This window comes from Paenibacillus sp. FSL H8-0317, from assembly GCF_045040685.1.
GTDB lineage: Bacteria > Bacillota > Bacilli > Paenibacillales > Paenibacillaceae > Paenibacillus.
On the sequence record NZ_CP150294.1, the window covers coordinates 2014582 to 2032361 of the forward strand.

A 17780-nucleotide genomic window follows, 5' to 3' on the forward strand; every position below is an offset into this window, starting at 1 on the left:
TCATGATAGTGAATGAACAGACAACCGGGAACAACAAGAAAATGACATCATATCTGGCACCTCTCGTGCAGCAGATACCTCCATCCGGAATTCGTAAATTTTTTGATCTGGTTGGAGACAACAAGGATATTATCACATTGGGTGTGGGTGAGCCTGATTTTGTTACCCCTTGGCATATGCGTGAAGCTTGTGTATACTCGCTGGAAAGAGGCATGACCAGCTACACATCCAACGCAGGTATGCCGAAGTTGAGAGAAGCCATCAGTGAATATCTGGATACGCAGTTTGATACCAAATACGATCCCAAGGATGAGATTATTGTTACCGTGGGTGGCAGTGAAGCGATTGACTTGGCTTTGCGAGCATTAATCGTACCTGGCGACGAGATTCTCATTCCTGAACCTTCGTACGTGGCTTATTCACCAATCGCTTCAATCGGTGGCGGTATACCGGTTGGTGTTGAAACCTACGCGAAAGATCAGTTTAAGTTAACTGCCGAAGCACTTGAAGCTGGCATCACACCGAAGTCGAAAGTGGTTATTCTGTGTTATCCGAGTAATCCCACTGGAGCCATCATGACGTATGAAGAGTGGCTACCTATTGCTGAAGTGATTAAAAAGCATGATCTGATTGTGATCGCGGATGAAATTTACGCTGAATTGACGTATACGCAAAAACATGTTAGCTTTGCAGCTATCCCTGACATGAAGGAGCGGACCATTCTCGTAAGTGGATTTTCAAAGGCTTTTGCAATGACAGGTTGGCGGATTGGGTACATGTGTGGTCATCCTGAGCTTATTGCAGCCATGCTCAAAATCCATCAGTATACGGTAATGTGTGCGCCGGCCATGGGTCAGGTTGCTGCACTTGAAGCGTTGACGAATGGTTTGGGTGAGAAAGATCGGATGGTAGAATCGTATAATCAGCGTAGACGTTTAATTGTGCAGGGATTCAGGGATATTGGACTTGATTGTCATGAACCTCAGGGAGCATTCTATGCATTCCCGAGCATTCAAAAGACGGGTATGAGTTCCGACCTGTTTGCTGAACGATTGTTAACGGAGAATAAAGTGGCTGCTGTTCCGGGCAATGTTTTTGGTCCTCAGGGAGAAGGCTTCTTGCGTTGCTCTTATGCTACTTCTGTAACCCAATTAAATGAAGCTTTGGAACGAATCGGAAACTTTGTTTACAAACTGCAAAAAGAGGGTTAATACTAAAGTAGAATCTTTTTACAAATGTGGCATGGTTATATTGGATAAAAATAACTTTCTTTTACAAAATAATGTGATATAATTTCAATTTGAAATAAGTTTTCATAAATTTGGAAACCATTTTTCCAAGGAGGGGTTAGCTTTGTTTTGTGTTGAATATGATTTACCGACGAATCGTGGGCACTATCTGGCAGAAGGCGATCATGGCGACCGATGGTCGGTGAAACCCGATAACGCATCTTTGCATGACATTTCCTTGGAAGATGAAATTCATATGCTTCGTCGCAAGATGGAACAGATCTTCCTCGAAGAGAAATCATTCACATCCGATATTGTAATTGAAATCAGCAGTTTGCTGGATTTAAAGATTAATGAATATATGAAGGCTAACCCGATTAAAGGAAAATAACGTTTATGCTGGATTGAAACGTTTCATTAATTGAGTTAGAAAGGGAGACCTGAGAAGGTCTTCTTTTTTTGTGCGTAAAGGCAAGGTGATTCCCCGATAAGCCAGGTTATTTTTTTGCGTGGAACAATTGTGATATATTGGACATAGGAGACTAAAGGGGGAACTGGAATGAAGAGATTTTGGGGGCTTACTGCAATCATTTCTATCGTTTTTCTGCTTGCTGGTTGTGGAGGTAAAGATGGTTTTTCCATATTCATCATTGATAACCAAGGAAATCCATCTGTAATCTCAGAGCAGTTACAGGCCAATCTACAACAGAAACTGGGTGAGGAACCCAAGGTAGAAGTGATCACCAGTGCGATGTATGATGTTCAGAAAATTATGGTAGAGTATGCGGCTGGAGGACATGATATCTTTATTTTGCCTGAGTCCGACATGAAACAATACGGAAGTAATGGCTCCAATGTTCCGCTGGATGATACTTTTGATCCCAAGAAGTTTGAACGGGGTGTATTTGAGGGTGGAGTTTTGGTAGAGAAGGGTGAAGGAGATGAAGGTTCAGACATCAAGCAAGAATCACATCTTTACGGCATTCCGCTCGAAGATATGAAAATGTTTAAAGATGTAGAATATGCTGCGAGCAATTTGTTCGCCACCATTCCAGTGTCATCTTCCAATGTCGAAGAATCCAAAAAAGTGCTGAAGGCGCTGACAGAGTAAAGAAAATTCAGAATGGCTATGGAAGGAGGGAAGCGGATTGCTGATTACGGTCACAGGCGGCATAGGTAGTGGTAAAACCCGGTTTGCCCTCAAGTACGCAGCTGGAATTAGCCGGGAGGGTGTATATTTATCCACTGGTGATCATGATCCCGTTATTCCCGAATTGCCATCCGCTCATTATCGTGCCATTCATGCCGGGAACGGTCAGCATCTGACAGAGGTGATCACCCAGATTAATCGGGAATCCAATCTGTTTTTGGCGGATCAGCGAATTGTAATTGTAGACAGTCTGACCTCCTGGATGGCTGCCGGTTTCAGGGCAACAGAGGATCTGGATCATCAGCGTTCAGAGACACAGCTTTTGCTTGATGCTTTATTGTCTTATCAGGGGAAGTTGCTTGTGATTACCAATGAGATGCATGGTACATTGCATCCTACCGAGGAAGAACGAATATTTACAGCGAGAATGGCTTCGGTGAACCGGATGCTGCAGATACATGCTGAAAAGATGTACATGCTGGTATCCGGTCTGGCTATCGATCTTAAAAGTCAGGGCATGCGAAATGAAGATGAACGATAGCGAGATGACATAAACGGGTGACATAAAGAAGCCTCCTTAACCACGAATTGGTGGCGAGGAGGCTTTATTTATTAAGCTATCCTTTTTATTTCTGCTTTTTGCTACGTCTGATCCACCAGATGATACATCCGATGACAATGATGGCCAGAATGACGTACACTACAATGGAATAGACGTCCATAAAGTGCAAAATGCTCTCCCATGATGCGCCAAGCGCAGCACCAACACAGACAAGAATGACATTCCAGATTAATGTACCAATGGTTGTAAAGAGAAGGAATAAACCAAATTTCATATTGGACATGCCTGCGGGAATGGAGATAAGACTACGGACGAGGGGAACCATTCGGCAGAATAATACGGTCCACATGCCATATTTGTCAAACCATGCATCGACACGGTGAATATCCTCTTTTTTGATGCGCAGAACATGTCCCCAACGTTCCACAATTTTCTCAAGGCGTTCGACGTCAATGAGTAGACCAATACCATACAGGATCACAGCACCAAGGACAGAGCCAATAGTTGCGGCGATAATAACTCCTGGAATAGTGAGACTGGTATAGGTGGTCATGAATCCGCCAAACGGTAGGATAATTTCGGATGGAATCGGGGGAAATACGTTCTCAAGAGCAATAATGAGTGCGATGCCTATGTAGCCGTATTGTTCCATGAAATCGGTTATCCAGTTTTGCATAATCGTCTCCTTTACTTTTGGTTTCCTTTGATTTGTCGTATACTCGGCAGAGCACACCAATTCTTCTATACGTGTCAAGCGATAGACGGGTTTCTGAAAAAATGGCATTCCCGTATTCATTATTATATTACCAATTGGAGGGATAACGATGGGCATATATACACGAACAGGTGACGAAGGACAGACTTCGGTCATCGGTGGACGCGTCATCAAGGATGATGACCGAGTTGAGGCTTATGGCACGATTGATGAATTGAACTGTTTTGTAGGCCAGGCGATCAGCCTTATTGACTCGGCTCAAGGGGAATTCGAAGATCTGCGTGAACATCTGCTGGAAGTTCAGCAGGAACTGTTTGATTGCGGGTCGGATCTGGCCTTTGTGAAGATTAGTGAAACCAAATATAAGGTGAGAGATGAGATGGTCACACGTCTGGAACAATGGATTGACCAGTATGATGCTGAGAATCCAAAAGTGGAACGGTTCATTATTCCTGGTGGCAGTCAGCTGTCTTCTGCTCTTCATGTGTGCCGTACTGTATGTCGTCGCGCAGAGCGTCGCACGGTAACACTTGGACAACATACAGATATTAATCCGTCTGTACGACGGTATCTAAACCGACTGTCTGATTATTTCTTCGTGGTTGCACGGACGGCCAACGCGAGACAACAGGTGGCGGATATTGAATATGTGCGGAGCAAAAAAGTATTCCGCCGCAAAGAATGAGCCAATATTATTCGCCGATTGTCTACACGGTGACCGAACAAGAAGATGGCTGGCTGCTGAAGACCGTGCTTCAGCGCCGGCTGCTGGTGTCGCGTAAGCTTTTGTCCAAAATCAAGCTGACTGAACAAGGCGTCATGTTAAATGGAGAGCGCGTGTATATTAGCGTGAAGGTAGCTGCGGGTGATGTCGTTGAAGTTCGGATGGAGCAAGAGGAATCGGATGATATTTTGCCTGAACCTATTCCATTTACCGTTTTGTATGAAGATGAGCACTTGCTTATTGTTAACAAGGATGCGGGCATCATCGTTCATCCGACGCATGGACATTATACGGGTACTTTGGCAAATGGCGTTGTTCATTACTGGAAAACCAAGGGCGAGCGCTTTCGGTTTAGACCGATTCATCGACTTGATCAGGAAACGTCAGGTGTTCTTGCTATAGCCAAGAACCCTTATGTCCATCAACATGTCTCTGAACAGATGATCGCTGGAACAGTGGACAAGAAATATATTGCACTTGTGCACGGCAGCCCTGTCCCGGAACAAGGGTCGGTGGACGGACCGATTGACCGCGATCCTGAAGAGCCACACCGCCGAATCGTAACACCTGATGGTTATGCTGCAAGAACGTTGTACACGACCGTAACACGTTGGTCAGGGGGCAGCGCCAGTGCGATAAGCCTCAAGCTGGAAAGTGGCAGAACCCATCAGATCAGGGTACATATGACGTCCATCGGCTGTCCATTAATCGGTGATCGAATGTACAAGACACTACCTGTGCACGAGATCGATGAGCAGACCATGGTTGTCCGGGATGAACGGGACAGCTGGATCGAACGCCAGGCCTTGCATGCCTGTGAGCTGACGTTCGAACATCCCATTCTACAGGAACGCATAACGTTCCAGGCTCCTTTACCAGCAGATATGGCTGCGCTGGAGAAGCGTTTGAATGATGAGGCAGCTCCAAGGGAGATGCTCTAGGAGAAAGCGTCAAATCACTTCCCTAAGAAATGACGGCTTTGCCGTAGTTTTGTGCAAAGCCCGTCCTGCTTGTCAGTCAACGCTAGTTGGCTAACTTGTGTGAGGGATGCTTTATGCACCCGAACAACATGCCGTAGGCTAATCTTTATGGTTTAATGTATTGATGTTTACCCATTTCATGTTAAATATTTCAAGAATTCAAATCTCAAAAGCTTTTAAGGATATAAAAACTGTAAGATTTTGACCCAAAAAATATAGCGAATGTGTGTTTTTGATCTCATTCGCCAAAGTCAGTAAAGTTGCATGGCGATGGTATCGATTTGGAGCGACTTTTGGATTTGCGAAGCAAACCAAGGGAAGCGAGAAGTCGAAACCGGAGCCACACAATAGGAGGCAAATAAATGAGTAACTTAAAAGTATATCAATATGCCAAATGCGGCACATGCCGCAAAGCTGTAAAATGGCTTGAAGCTCAAGGACATGAGCTGGAGTTAATCCCTATTTTTGACTCACCACCATCCGAATCTGAACTAACAGAACTCATCCAACAGAGCGGGCTCGAAGTGAAAAAGTTCTTTAATACGAGCGGAGAAGTGTACAAAGAACAACAACTGAAGGACAAGCTGCCAGGCATGTCAGCTGATGAACAGATTCGTTTACTGGCTTCCAATGGTCGTCTGATCAAACGTCCGATCGTTACGGATGGAGAAAAGGTGACGGTTGGATTCAAGGAAGAAACGTACGAGCAGGAATGGAATAACGCATAAACGCGCTGAATGTCAGCCTTGAATTGTTCAAAATTCAGGGCTTTTTTGGCTGAACGATGGTTGGCGGAACTATGCTATAATGATAGAATTAGTTTCGTATTTTATATGCTAGATTTAGATAGGAGAGAACAAATTCAAGTGAATCAACGTAATGAACCTACTTTGTTGCTGGTAGACGGTATGGCGGTGTTGTTCCGTGCTTTTTATGCGACATCTGCAAGCGGATATATCAGACGTACAAAGGCAGGATTGCCTACCAACGCAGTCTACGGATTTATCCGTTATTTCTGGGATGCGGTTCAGACTTTTGGGCCAAGTCATGTCGTATGTTGTTGGGATATGGGCGGTAAGACGTTCCGCGGTGAAGAATATGCAGCTTACAAAGGCAACCGGGCCGAAGCTCCGGACGACCTGATTCCCCAGTTTGCTCTGATTCGTGAAGTCATGGATAGCCTGGGTATTCCGAATATAGGTGCACAAGGATTCGAAGCCGACGATTGTATCGGGACGCTTGCGAAGTATTATACCGAAGAGACAGATATGAATGTTATGGTACTGACGGGTGACCACGACATGTTGCAACTGATCAATGATCGCACAAGTATCATTATTATGAAAAAAGGCCATGGCAACTACATGGTGTACAACCCTGAAACGCTCATGGCTGAGAAACAACTGACACCTCGTCAAGTGATTGACATGAAGGGTCTGATGGGAGATGCCAGCGACAATTATCCTGGAGTGCGGGGAATTGGTGAGAAAACAGCGTTGAAGCTTGTACAGGAATACGGCTCCATTGAAGGGATTCTGAGCAACATGGATAAACTGACCCCTTCGGTGCGTAACAAGATTGAGAATGATCTGGACATGCTTCATCTGTCCCGCAAACTGGCAGAGATTCATTGTGCTGTTCCGGTTGCCTGTGCGCTGGATATCTGTGAATTGCGTCTTGATCCGGATATGGTGATGGACAAGTTTGAACAACTTGAGATGAAGAGCCTTGGCTCTTGGATGGGAGTGGCAATAGGGTGAGCAACATGCAGAACGTACGAACAGGCAAAAAGTGGTGGACAGGGGCTATGGCCCTCGTCCTGGCCTTGCCCGTAATTCTTTCGGGAGCAGTAAGTGCACCACAGACAGTGGAGGCCAAAGCAGCAATTAGCACCAAAGTACAGAAAGTAAAAGCAGCAGGACGTAATTTTACCGTACAGACCGTTTCGATTCCAAAGGGAACACCGGTTACCGTGGGACTCGCGAAGAAGCAAGTTGGCCAGACGGCAACATTGCCATCGATTGTGAAAGCCTATGGTGCGCAAGCAGCCATTAACGGAGCATTTTTTGAAGCATATAACGGAGCACCAGATCCATACGGTATGTTAATAGCAAATGGTAAGGTCATACATATTGGAAGATACGGAACATCCATCGGATTTAAGGAAGACGGCTCAGCGATCATGGATTCACTTCAGGTGAGTTTGACAGGTAAAGTAACGGATACAAAAGGTAAATCACGCAGTTGGTATGCCACCTTTATTAATCGAACACCTTCAGCGAACGCGAGCATAACAATGCTGTATACGCCTGAACGAGGTGCCACAGTCGGGTTCAAAGGTGGCACTGCGGTTGTCATGGAGAAAGGTATCGTGACCAAAAAAGTGCCCAATACAAATGTAGCGATTCCTAAGAATGGCTCGGTACTGGTCTTTACAGGCAACCAAAAGTCTTCTTCGGATCGTTTCACCGTTGGTTCAACCGTAGAAATGAATTATAAGTATACGAACGCAGCAGGCAAAGAGATCCCTTGGCAAGATGTAGTGACTGCTGTTGGGGCAGGACCACGTCTGGTAAAAGACGGTAAGGTAGCTGTCAATCCGACGAGCGAAGGTTTCAAGGATGCCAAGATTCTTAATGCTTCCGGAGCCAGAAGTGGTATTGCGATTATGGCGGACGGTTCTGTTATGCTGGCTACCGTTTCCGGAGCAACAATCAAGGAGTGGGCAGCGGTGATGCAGAAGCTTGGTGCCAAACAGGCCATGAATCTGGATGGCGGTGCTTCCTCGGGTATGTATGCCGGGGGCAAAATGCTGACTTCTCCAGGCCGGCTCTTGAGTAATACACTGGTATTTGGCGGCTCTGTGCGTTAAAAGAAAGTGATTATTGGGAGGTATGACGCAAATGACACTCACATCTGATCGAAAGCCAGGGGAGGGTAATACAGCTGTTCTGGCCATTAATGTAGGGTTGCCGCAGCCGCTCCCTGGGCAGAAGCGTGAAGTGCTGAGCGGCATTGTGAAACATCCTGTATCCGACGCGGTTTTCCTGTCATTCACTGGAATGACAGGGGACGCGCAGGCGGATCTGGTGCATCATGGCGGCCCTGACAAAGCCGTTTGTGTATACGATTACAGTCGTTATACGGTGCTGGAACAGCTGATGGATCGCAAGCTGAACTGGGGAGCTTGTGGAGAAAATCTGACAGTTGAAGGCTGTGCCGAAGAAGATGTCCGGATTGGTGATGTGTACGAGTTGGGCGAAGCCACAGTACAGGTCAGTCAGCCCAGACAACCTTGCTTCAAACTGGGTGCGAGGTATGACTATAAGGAGTTGCCTGTTTATTTTCAGGAGAGTGGACATACCGGCTTTTACTTTCGTGTACTGCAAGAAGGGGAGGTTCGGCCTTCATCGATATTTCGACGAATCAGCACCGATCCTTCATCCATGACGGTTCTTGAAGCCAATCGAATTATGCATCAGGGGAAAGAAGATATGGAAGATATTCAGGCGTTACTGGCCATACCTGCGCTGTCAGACAGCTGGAGGCAGACGTTAATGAAACGGTTGTCCAAGCTGGAGAACAAGTAGCAGGGTAATTATTGTGTCATCAAGTAAAGTAATCCGAATTCCTTTTTAAACTAACTTGGGAGTGTGACTAACATGACGATCTTAGGCGCAATTGAAGCAGGCGGAACCAAATTTGTATGTGGTATTGGCACAGAGAACGGAGAAGTTCTGGAACGCGTAAGTTTTCCAACAACAACACCGGAAGAGACAATGGCTCAAGTGATTTCATTTTTTGAAGGCAAAGGCATTGAAGCTCTGGGTGTAGGTTCATTCGGTCCGATTGATCCGATTGAAGGAAGCCCAACATATGGCTATATCACAACAACACCAAAACCACATTGGGGACAGTATAACGTGATTGGCAAGCTCAAGGAGCATTTTGATGTACCGATGACATTTGATACGGATGTGAATGGTGCAGCACTTGGAGAAGCAACCTGGGGCGCTGCACAAGGTCTTGAGAGCTGTCTGTATATCACTGTGGGTACAGGCATTGGTGCTGGCGCTGTGGTTGGCGGTAAAATGGTCCATGGATTGTCACATCCTGAGATGGGACATATCATTGTACGCAGACATCCGGAGGATACATACGAAGGTTTCTGTCCGTATCATGGTGACTGCCTCGAAGGTCTTGCAGCAGGACCAGCCATTAACAAACGTTGGGAGCAACCGGCTTATGAACTGCCTGCAGATCATAAAGCTTGGGAGATCGAAGCGCATTACCTGGCACACGCACTGATGAACTATGTCCTGATTCTCTCTCCGCAGAAAATCGTCATGGGTGGCGGAGTAATGAAGCAGGAGCATTTGTTCCCGATGGTGCGTAGCAAACTGCAGGAGTTGCTGGCAGGGTACGTTCAGCATCCGGCGCTTCAATCCGACATTGACCAGTATGTTGTTTCACCAGGACTTGGAGACAATGCGGGTCTGTGTGGTTCACTGGCGCTTGCCAAGTTGGCATTGAATAAATAGGTTATTAAGGGATTGACGAATTTTACCATTGTGGTATGATATGGGCAACAGCATAGTACGGTTAATGAGGAAGCACCTCTCTTGCATGGATTTTGCAGGAGGGGTGTTTTTTTGTGCTGCCTGTAGGTAGTATAACTAACCCGTATAGGCTGAAATGTTAAAGGGAGGGAACAGAAAATGGAAGTCATTTTCATGAACAGATTGTCCAAAATGTCAGATCAGAATGCAGAGTATGCACAGCTATGGATTGGGGAAGAGGAAGATAGTTGGCAGCTGGGATGGAGTCGCTACGAGGAAGGAGAGCGTGAGGACAGCATCTGGTATGAAGGGACTTCTTGGGAGGAGCTGCTTCATATTTACCGTCTTCAGCTTGCCATACAGATGAGTGAGGGGTACCGACCGCAGTTGCAGGGGTTATTTCATGAGAATGATGATCTGAAGTCACGCAGTTATGGTGGTCAGCGGCTCCATTGCTACAGTGAACTATACGGCAATGAGCAGTTATATACGGATCTGTGCACATGGCGCAGGAAGAGAGCTGTTTCTGACCGGAAGGCACCGTATTTTGTTGCAACAAATCGTCTGCTGCGTTTGATCAGTGCCTTTGTTCCGCAATCGCTGGATGAACTGATGCAACTGCCGGGCGTAGGAGAGAGCAAAGCGACTGAGTATGGTACGGAATGGATGGAGATTACAAGCGGGTTGGAGCGTTCAACGACATTCCCGCTGGACTGGGTATATACGGCGCTGAAGGAAGAAGAGTATGAGAGTTGGTTATACAAGCAGAGAGAGCAGAAGTACAAGCAGGAACTGGATAAGTTCACCACGCGCAAGCAGGTGCTTGAAGGCATGAAGGAAGGATATACGTTAGAAGAGATTGTTAATCGATCCGGATTATCCCGACGCGAATTGATTGAGCTGTTGGAGACACTGGATCTCGAAGGTTATGACACCGATTGTCTTCTTGATGTGGAGCTGGCAGTGATGCCAGAGAACGAACAAGAGGCCGTATGGAGTGCGTATGAGGAGCTGGGAGATACGTTCCTGAAGCCAGTATTACATAAGGTGTATGGAGGAGAGAAACCCGATGGAGGAAGTCTGGAGCAGGTCTATGAAAGACTGCGCATGATTCGAATCCGCTTTCGTCGGCACGCAGAGACAGAGAAGAATGCTGGTTAATGATCAGAAATGAAAAAAGACGAGGCGTTTCTCCCGGAGGAGCGCTTCGTCTTTGTTATTTCATATGAGTTCATACCCAGTCTTTCTTGCGGAAAATGAAGAACATGCTCAGGCCCAGGGTAACCATCAGGCCAATCACAACAAAATAGCTGTATTTCCAGTTAAGCTCTGGCATATTCGTAAAGTTCATGCCGTATATACCCGTAATGACCGTCAGCGGCATGAAGACCGTGGTAATAGCGGTAAATACACGCATGATCTCATTCGCCCGGTTCGCAATACTGGATTGGTAGGCTTCTCGCAAGTTGCCCATCAGGTCGCGATAAGTCTCAAAGGTTTCAGATATTTTTACAGCATTCTCATAGATGTCACTGAAATATTTTTGCAGTTGATCATCGATGAGACGCAGATCTTTTTTGTTCAGGGTGTTAATGACCTCTTTCTGAGGTCCAAGCACTTTTTTCAGCCACAGAATCTCACTGCGCAGCCCGATAATCTCATTTAGATGTGACTTTTTGGTGTGCATCAGAATGTCTTCCTCAAGCTTCTCGATCCGTGCTTCGATTCGGTCACCTACGGTGAAATAATTATCAACAATCAAGTCAACCAGCAAATACAGCAGACGATCCGGTGTACTGATTTCCTGTTCCCACAGGATTGGTTTCAGTGTGCGCAATTCGCTGACCTTTTGCTTGGTAACACTAATAATGAAATGTCTGCCGAGAAACAGGTTGACCGCACGTAGAAATATCTCTTCATCATCGAAACGGATGCTATTAATCACAATAAAATAATGGTTCTCATAAATTTCAATCTTCGGACGTTGTTCTTCGTCACTAAGACAGTCTTCCACAGCCAGATCATGCATTAAGAACAGCGGCTGAAGTACCGCCAAATCGTCTACGTCTGCATCAATCCAGTAAAATCCTTCCGCTGGTGGAGTCAGCGCCTGCTGAATGTCGTCCACCGGAATAAATACACCGTTGTTTACCAACCGGATTTTCATCGTTAATCTACTCCTTCTGCACCCGCCAACTTGGCGGATATTATCATTATGGGCGCAAAAAGAACAAATCAGCCGGTCGGCAGCGGAGCCTGGAGATCAGGGCTGCGTTCACTATATAATCAAACGGAAGTCACGTCCCGCTGCCGGCATGCTGATGTCAATTCTCTATGCAGTTTGTCGGAATTCGGCTGCCAGTCAGGCCTCGGGTCGCCATCCATTTAATATGTCACCTCTCACATAAGGGTTTATAACACCTTGTTTAGTATACCGCTGGTACAAGGTGCTTTCAAGCGCAAAAATGTGTCTATTTCGCGCCCTGAGGCAGTGTATGACAATGGATGATGAACGGTTCCGATCTGGGAAGCAGACATCGAACTGCATCTTGACGTGAGGGCATTAATGTAATAAAGTAGACGGTGAACCATATTTAATTACAATCTAATACAGCGAAATCTTATCAAGAGTAGGTGGAGGGACTGGCCCGATGAAACCCGGCAACCGGCGGTATACCGCACGGTGCTAATTCTTGCAGCGACTAAGTGTCAAGTGGCACTGTTGTAACTGAGAGATGAGAGAGGCGCATATCTTTTTTACATATGACCTTTCTCGAAATCCGAGGAAGGTCTTTGTTATATGCCCCGACTTCTCAGCAGTGATTTTCGCTAAGGAACTTGAGGTTGTTTGTAACGTTGGATGAAAGAGCAATTCAATGTTTTTACAAGCTCAAGGCAGTCTATAACTGTATTGATGTGAAGACATCAAGCCAGGGGTGGCTGCATCTATCTATGCACAAGGAGGAGTTAGATTTATATGCCAATCAAAATACCCGATACTCTACCAGCAAAAGAAGTACTTGAAGGAGAGAATATCTTCGTCATGGATGAAACTTCTGCATATCAGCAGGATATTCGTCCACTCCGTATCGCTATATTAAACCTGATGCCCACAAAGGAAACGACCGAAACACAATTGCTTCGTCTGGTGGGAAACACGCCTATTCAGGTGGATGTCGTTCTCGTACATCCCAAATCCCATACGTCGAAGAATACGTCTCAGGAGTATTTGGATCTGTTCTATAAAACCTTTGATGAGATTGAGCACCGCCGTTTCGATGGAATGATCATTACGGGTGCACCGGTGGAACAGATGGATTTCGAAGACGTGAACTATTGGAATGAAATCCAGGAAATCTTCGAATGGACCAAAACCAATGTGACTTCAACCCTCCACATATGCTGGGCTTCCCAGGCGGGTTTATACCATCATTTTGACGTACCCAAGGTTGCACTTGATGAGAAGTGTTTTGGGGTTTTCCCACATACCATCAATAAACCACATGTTCCGTTGTTGCGTGGGTTCGATGAAGTATTCAACGTTCCACATTCCCGTCATACGGAAGTGAGACGCGAAGATATTGAAAAGAATACGAATTTAGAGATTTTGGCTGAATCCGAGGAAGCGGGGATTTTCCTGGTTGCTACCAAAGACGGCAAACAGATTTTTGCCACAGGACATGCCGAGTATGACCCGTTCTCATTAAAATGGGAGTATGACCGGGATGCAGCCAAAGGGTTGGATATCGCATTGCCTAGACATTATTATCCGAATGACGACCCTTCCCGTGTGCCACCGGCTACTTGGCGCGCTCATGCCAACTTATTATTCTCTAACTGGCTCAATTACTATGTGTATCAAGAAACACCTTACGATATTGGCCCGCAAATCTAATCGAGATTACAGGAGGATGCAGCAATGGAAGACAACAACAAGTTGAAAATCGAAAGCCGCTTAGCACAAATTGGGTCCATCAATGAACCGGTAACAGGCGCCATTAACTTTCCGATCTATCAATCCACTGCGTTTCGCCACCCGAAGCTTGGACAAAGCACGGGATTTGATTATATTCGTACGACTAATCCAACCCGTAAAGTATTGGAAGAAGCCGCCGCAGCGCTGGAGTCCGGTGATGCAGGGTTTGCCTGTAGCTCGGGAATGGCCGCGCTGCAAACGATCTTTGCCATGTTTGGTCAAGGGGATCATCTGATTGTATCGCTGGATCTGTATGGTGGAACCTATCGTCTGCTGGAACGTATTCTGTCCCGTTTCGGCGTAACTGCTAGTTATGTGGATACGAATGACCTTGCAGCACTGGAGAAGGTTCGTCAGCCGAATACCAAAGCTGTATTTATTGAGACACCAACCAATCCACTGATGATGATCACCGATGTGGAAGCCGTTGCTTCCTGGGCGAAAGGTTACAACCTGTTGACCATTGTTGACAACACGTTGTTGACTCCATTTTTCCAACGTCCGATTGAACTGGGTGCCGATATCATCATTCATAGCGCTACCAAATATCTGGGCGGACACAATGATGTGCTCGCCGGACTAATTATTACCAAAGGTGAGGCGTTATCTGCAGAGATGGCGTTCCTGCATAATTCCATTGGAGCGGTATTATCTCCAAGTGACTCCTACCAGTTGATGAAAGGTATGAAAACGCTGGCTCTTCGCATGGAGCGTCATGAGCACAATGCACTTACGATTGCTAAATACTTGCTTGAGCACCCAGCGGTGGTTGAAGTGTATCATCCAGGCCTATCCGATCATCCGGGGTATGAGATACAGAACAAACAATCCACGGGTAACACAGGTATCTTCTCTTTCAAAGTGAAGGATGCACGTTATGTTGAACCGTTGCTGCGTCATATCCAACTCATTGCTTTTGCCGAAAGTCTCGGCGGAGTTGAATCACTCATGACTTATCCGGCAGTACAGACTCATGCGGATATTCCGCTTGAAATTCGTGAAGCCGTAGGTGTGGATGATCGTCTGCTCCGGTTCTCCGTAGGCATTGAACATGCGGATGATCTGATTGCAGATCTCGGCAATGCTCTGACAGCTGCACAACAGGAAGTGGAAGGAGGCGTGCACTCATGAGTGATTCCAACAACAAGCCCAATTCCGAGTTGAAATTTGATACCAAATTGCTGCATTTTGGAGATGAAATTGACAAAACGACTGGAGCCTCCAGTGTACCGATCTATCAAGCATCAACCTTCCACCATTTTGATATCTTCAATCCGCCTCAGCATGACTACAGTCGTTCGGGTAATCCGACACGTCAGGCTCTGGAAGATTACATCACATTGCTGGAGGGCGGCGCACGAGGCTTTGCCTATTCTTCGGGGATGGCTGCGATCTCAAGCGTGTTCATGATGTTCTCCGCAGGGGATCACATGATTGTGACGGAAGACGTATATGGAGGTACGTATCGTTTGCTTACTTCCATATTAAGCCGTATGCAGATTGAGACAACCTTTGTAGACATGACCAATATAGATGAAGTAAAAGCGGCACTCAAGCCAAACACCAAGGCAGTTTATATGGAAACACCGTCCAATCCTACACTGCGGATTACGGATATCGCTGCTGTAACTGACTGGTCGAAGGAACATGACCTGATCACGATTCTGGATAACACCTTTATGACACCGTATTATCAGCGTCCAATCGAGCTTGGTGTGGACATCGTCGTACATAGTGCTACGAAGTTTCTCGGAGGTCACAGTGATGTACTGGCAGGGTTAGCCGTTGCTCGCACGGAATCACTTGGCGTACAACTGAAACAGTTGCAAAATGGACTTGGAACTGTACTCGGGGCACAAGAATCCTGGCTTCTGATGCGCGGGATGAAAACCTTGGGGGCTCGCATGGCTCATAGTGAACGGAGCACAGCTAAACTGGCGGCATGGCTTAATGAGCGCAGTGATATTACCGCTGTCTTTTATCCAGGACTTGAGGATCATCCGGGCCGTGAGGCACATGAGCGGCAGTCCACAGGATATGGAGCTGTCGTTTCATTTGACGTCGGTTCAGGTGATCGTGCAAAAGCAGTTCTTAACCGGGTGAAGCTCCCCATTGTTGCTGTAAGCTTGGGAGCTGTGGAGAGTATTCTGTCCTACCCAGCGATGATGTCTCACGCTGCAATGCCGGCTGAGGTTCGCCGTGACCGTGGCATTACAGATGGGTTGCTGCGCTTCTCTGTAGGTCTGGAAGATATCGAAGATCTGATTGTAGATTTGGAACAAGCACTTCAGGAATCCTAGCAAAAGTGGATGACCGAATACGCCGATGCGTATCACTTAAGTTCGAAATAATTCTTTTCCATATGTAAAAATTTTTACTTATTTTTAAAGCACCTGTACATAAGGTGCTTTTTTTCACATGTAACCTGTGTTACGATATGTGGAGTACAGAAATACGATGTTGCCACCAGAACTTGCTTCTCTTGAACAAGTTGGGACGGATCGTTATATAATTTCTCTTCATGAGGGAGGCTTTTTTACGATGAGTACGGTAGACCGTATCTTAGATAAAGCCCTTCGGGGCGAACGTTTGGACTTGGAAGACACGATTCAGCTATTTGAATCCAATGAAGTGGACAAAATCGGGGCTGCTGCTAATGTCATTATGAAACGCATGCACCCTGAACCATACAGAACATTTGTAATCGGGCGTAACGTCAACTACACGAACGTGTGTGATGTGTACTGCCGTTTTTGTGCTTTTTACCGCAGACCTGGCTCGGATGAAGGTTATGTACTTCCGGACGAAGTTATTTTCCAGAAGATTCAGGAAACGGAAGATGTGAATGGTACCGAGATTTTGATGCAAGGTGGAACGAATCCAAACTTGCCTTTCAGCTATTATACAGACCTGTTGAAAGCCATCAAAGAGCGTTTCCCAAACATCACGATGCACTCTTTCTCCCCAGCGGAGATTATGAAAATGGTTGAAGTATCCGATGGCCTTACATTGGAAGAGGTTGTTCGTGCTATTCACGAAGCTGGACTGGATTCCTTGCCTGGTGGCGGTGCCGAAATTCTGGATGATCGCACACGTCGGAAAATCAGTCGCTTGAAAGGGTCATGGCGGGATTGGATGGACGTTATGCAAACTGCACACCGCATCGGTATGAACACCACCGCAACGATGGTTATCGGCCTTGGTGAATCGATGGAAGAGCGTGCACTGCACTTGCTCCGTGTACGTGAAGCACAGGATGAATGTATTGCGAACAAGTATGATTCCGAAGGTTTCCTGGCGTTCATTCCGTGGACGTTCCAACCGGATAATACAAATCTCAAACTGGAGCGTCAGACGCCAGAAGAGTACTTGAAGACTGTTGCCATCAGCCGACTGGTGCTGGATAATATCAAGAACATTCAGTCCTCTTGGGTAACGATGGGTCCTGAGATCGGTAAGAAGTCCCTTGAATTTGGCTGTAATGACTTCGGTAGCACCATGATTGAAGAGAACGTTGTATCTGCTGCTGGTGCAACTTACAAAGTTAACATTGAATCCATTCTGCGTTTGATTCGAGAGTCAGGTTATATTCCGGCTCAGCGTAACACCCGTTACGACATCGTGCGCATGTTCGATGAAGAGAATTCCGTGCATGAAGATTTTGTAATGCAGAACTAATTCTGATTATTTGAATACTACTCCCATAAATGCTGATCGGTAGATTAGTATTTATGAAGCCAAGCCCGCTGACTACTCCGTTTGGAGAGACGGCGGGCTTTTTTGATTTCTTCTGCGGTTCGAGGTCATCAAACAGTACATGTTAGGCAATTGGCGATATTTTATATTGAAATTGAACTGTTACAATGAAAGGGAACTTGTGTAGTC

Annotated in this window: 18 protein-coding genes and 1 riboswitch; of the genes, 16 read left to right on the top strand and 2 right to left on the bottom strand. The window is 46.2% G+C overall.

Features of this window, described 5'->3' with window-relative positions; all coding sequences use genetic code 11:
* Positions 1-2: 2 nt before the first annotated feature.
* The 4 genes from MHB43_RS09425 to MHB43_RS09440 all read left to right on the top strand — a co-directional run bounded on the left by MHB43_RS09425 (position 3) and on the right by MHB43_RS09440 (position 2920).
* Positions 3-1211, top strand: coding sequence for an aminotransferase class I/II-fold pyridoxal phosphate-dependent enzyme (locus MHB43_RS09425; protein WP_036610094.1), 1209 nt, complete (start codon positions 3-5; stop codon positions 1209-1211).
* A 187-nt stretch (positions 1212-1398) separates the two neighbouring features.
* The gene (locus tag MHB43_RS09430; RefSeq protein WP_176872852.1) at positions 1399-1620 is read left to right on the top strand and encodes an aspartyl-phosphate phosphatase Spo0E family protein; all 222 of its coding nucleotides are present in this window, start codon (positions 1399-1401) and stop codon (positions 1618-1620) included.
* A gap of 168 nt (positions 1621-1788) precedes the next feature.
* On the top strand, positions 1789-2340 hold the full coding sequence (locus tag MHB43_RS09435) for a hypothetical protein (RefSeq protein ID WP_310333874.1): 552 nt from the start codon (positions 1789-1791) through the stop codon (positions 2338-2340).
* Positions 2341-2377: 37 nt separating this feature from the next.
* Positions 2378-2920 carry a bifunctional adenosylcobinamide kinase/adenosylcobinamide-phosphate guanylyltransferase gene (locus MHB43_RS09440; protein ID WP_076209196.1) on the top strand — a complete coding sequence of 181 codons (543 nt, stop codon included), beginning with the start codon at positions 2378-2380 and terminating at the stop codon, positions 2918-2920.
* An 85-nt stretch (positions 2921-3005) separates the two neighbouring features.
* Here MHB43_RS09440 and MHB43_RS09445 read toward each other — a convergent pair whose 3' ends face one another.
* Positions 3006-3617 carry a DedA family protein gene (locus MHB43_RS09445; RefSeq protein WP_074094303.1) on the bottom strand — a complete coding sequence of 204 codons (612 nt, stop codon included), beginning with the start codon at positions 3615-3617 and terminating at the stop codon, positions 3006-3008.
* 148 nt (positions 3618-3765) lie between these two features.
* Between MHB43_RS09445 and MHB43_RS09450 the strand changes: the two genes are divergently transcribed.
* The 8 genes from MHB43_RS09450 (at position 3766) to MHB43_RS09485 (ending at position 11080) form a co-directional block, all read left to right on the top strand.
* Positions 3766-4341: a cob(I)yrinic acid a,c-diamide adenosyltransferase gene (locus tag MHB43_RS09450; RefSeq protein WP_036610088.1), complete on the top strand. Its 576-nt coding sequence runs from the start codon at positions 3766-3768 to the stop codon at positions 4339-4341.
* Positions 4338-5321 carry an RluA family pseudouridine synthase gene (locus tag MHB43_RS09455; RefSeq protein ID WP_221822949.1) on the top strand — a complete coding sequence of 328 codons (984 nt, stop codon included), beginning with the start codon at positions 4338-4340 and terminating at the stop codon, positions 5319-5321. The genes MHB43_RS09450 and MHB43_RS09455 overlap by 4 nt, the downstream gene beginning before the upstream one ends.
* 401 nt (positions 5322-5722) lie before the next feature.
* Complete coding sequence (locus MHB43_RS09460; protein WP_221822951.1) at positions 5723-6088, top strand: arsenate reductase family protein; 366 nt, start codon at positions 5723-5725, stop codon at positions 6086-6088.
* 138 nt (positions 6089-6226) lie between these two features.
* On the top strand, positions 6227-7120 hold the full coding sequence (locus tag MHB43_RS09465) for a 5'-3' exonuclease H3TH domain-containing protein (RefSeq protein ID WP_017689620.1): 894 nt from the start codon (positions 6227-6229) through the stop codon (positions 7118-7120).
* A gap of 5 nt (positions 7121-7125) precedes the next feature.
* On the top strand, positions 7126-8232 hold the full coding sequence (locus tag MHB43_RS09470; protein ID WP_339183496.1) for a phosphodiester glycosidase family protein: 1107 nt from the start codon (positions 7126-7128) through the stop codon (positions 8230-8232).
* A 31-nt stretch (positions 8233-8263) separates the two neighbouring features.
* Positions 8264-8950: an MOSC domain-containing protein gene (locus MHB43_RS09475; protein ID WP_221822963.1), complete on the top strand. Its 687-nt coding sequence runs from the start codon at positions 8264-8266 to the stop codon at positions 8948-8950.
* Positions 8951-9022: 72 nt separating this feature from the next.
* Positions 9023-9901, top strand: coding sequence for an ROK family protein (locus tag MHB43_RS09480; RefSeq protein ID WP_047842269.1), 879 nt, complete (start codon positions 9023-9025; stop codon positions 9899-9901).
* 177 nt (positions 9902-10078) lie between these two features.
* Entirely contained in the window at positions 10079-11080 is a 1002-nt protein-coding gene (locus tag MHB43_RS09485) for an HRDC domain-containing protein (RefSeq protein WP_339183500.1), read from the top strand.
* Between the two features lie 70 nt (positions 11081-11150).
* Here the strand turns inward: MHB43_RS09485 and corA are convergent, their stop codons facing one another.
* Positions 11151-12086 carry a magnesium/cobalt transporter CorA gene (gene corA / locus MHB43_RS09490; RefSeq protein WP_062833460.1) on the bottom strand — a complete coding sequence of 312 codons (936 nt, stop codon included), beginning with the start codon at positions 12084-12086 and terminating at the stop codon, positions 11151-11153.
* Between the two features lie 451 nt (positions 12087-12537).
* Positions 12538-12661: riboswitch (SAM riboswitch) on the top strand.
* A gap of 235 nt (positions 12662-12896) precedes the next feature.
* Between corA and metA the strand changes: the two genes are divergently transcribed.
* From metA to mqnC, 4 genes are all read left to right on the top strand, one after another.
* A complete protein-coding gene (metA, locus tag MHB43_RS09495) occupies positions 12897-13814 on the top strand; it encodes a homoserine O-succinyltransferase (protein ID WP_339183502.1) in 918 nt (305 codons plus the stop codon).
* Positions 13815-13838: 24 nt separating this feature from the next.
* A complete protein-coding gene (locus tag MHB43_RS09500; RefSeq protein WP_339183506.1) occupies positions 13839-15026 on the top strand; it encodes a PLP-dependent transferase in 1188 nt (395 codons plus the stop codon).
* The gene (locus MHB43_RS09505) at positions 15023-16195 is read left to right on the top strand and encodes an aminotransferase class I/II-fold pyridoxal phosphate-dependent enzyme (RefSeq protein ID WP_339183508.1); all 1173 of its coding nucleotides are present in this window, start codon (positions 15023-15025) and stop codon (positions 16193-16195) included. Before MHB43_RS09500 ends, MHB43_RS09505 begins: the two co-directional genes overlap by 4 nt.
* Positions 16196-16436: 241 nt before the next feature.
* Positions 16437-17573, top strand: coding sequence for a cyclic dehypoxanthinyl futalosine synthase (gene mqnC / locus MHB43_RS09510; protein WP_124113707.1), 1137 nt, complete (start codon positions 16437-16439; stop codon positions 17571-17573).
* Positions 17574-17780: the final 207 nt, after the last annotated feature.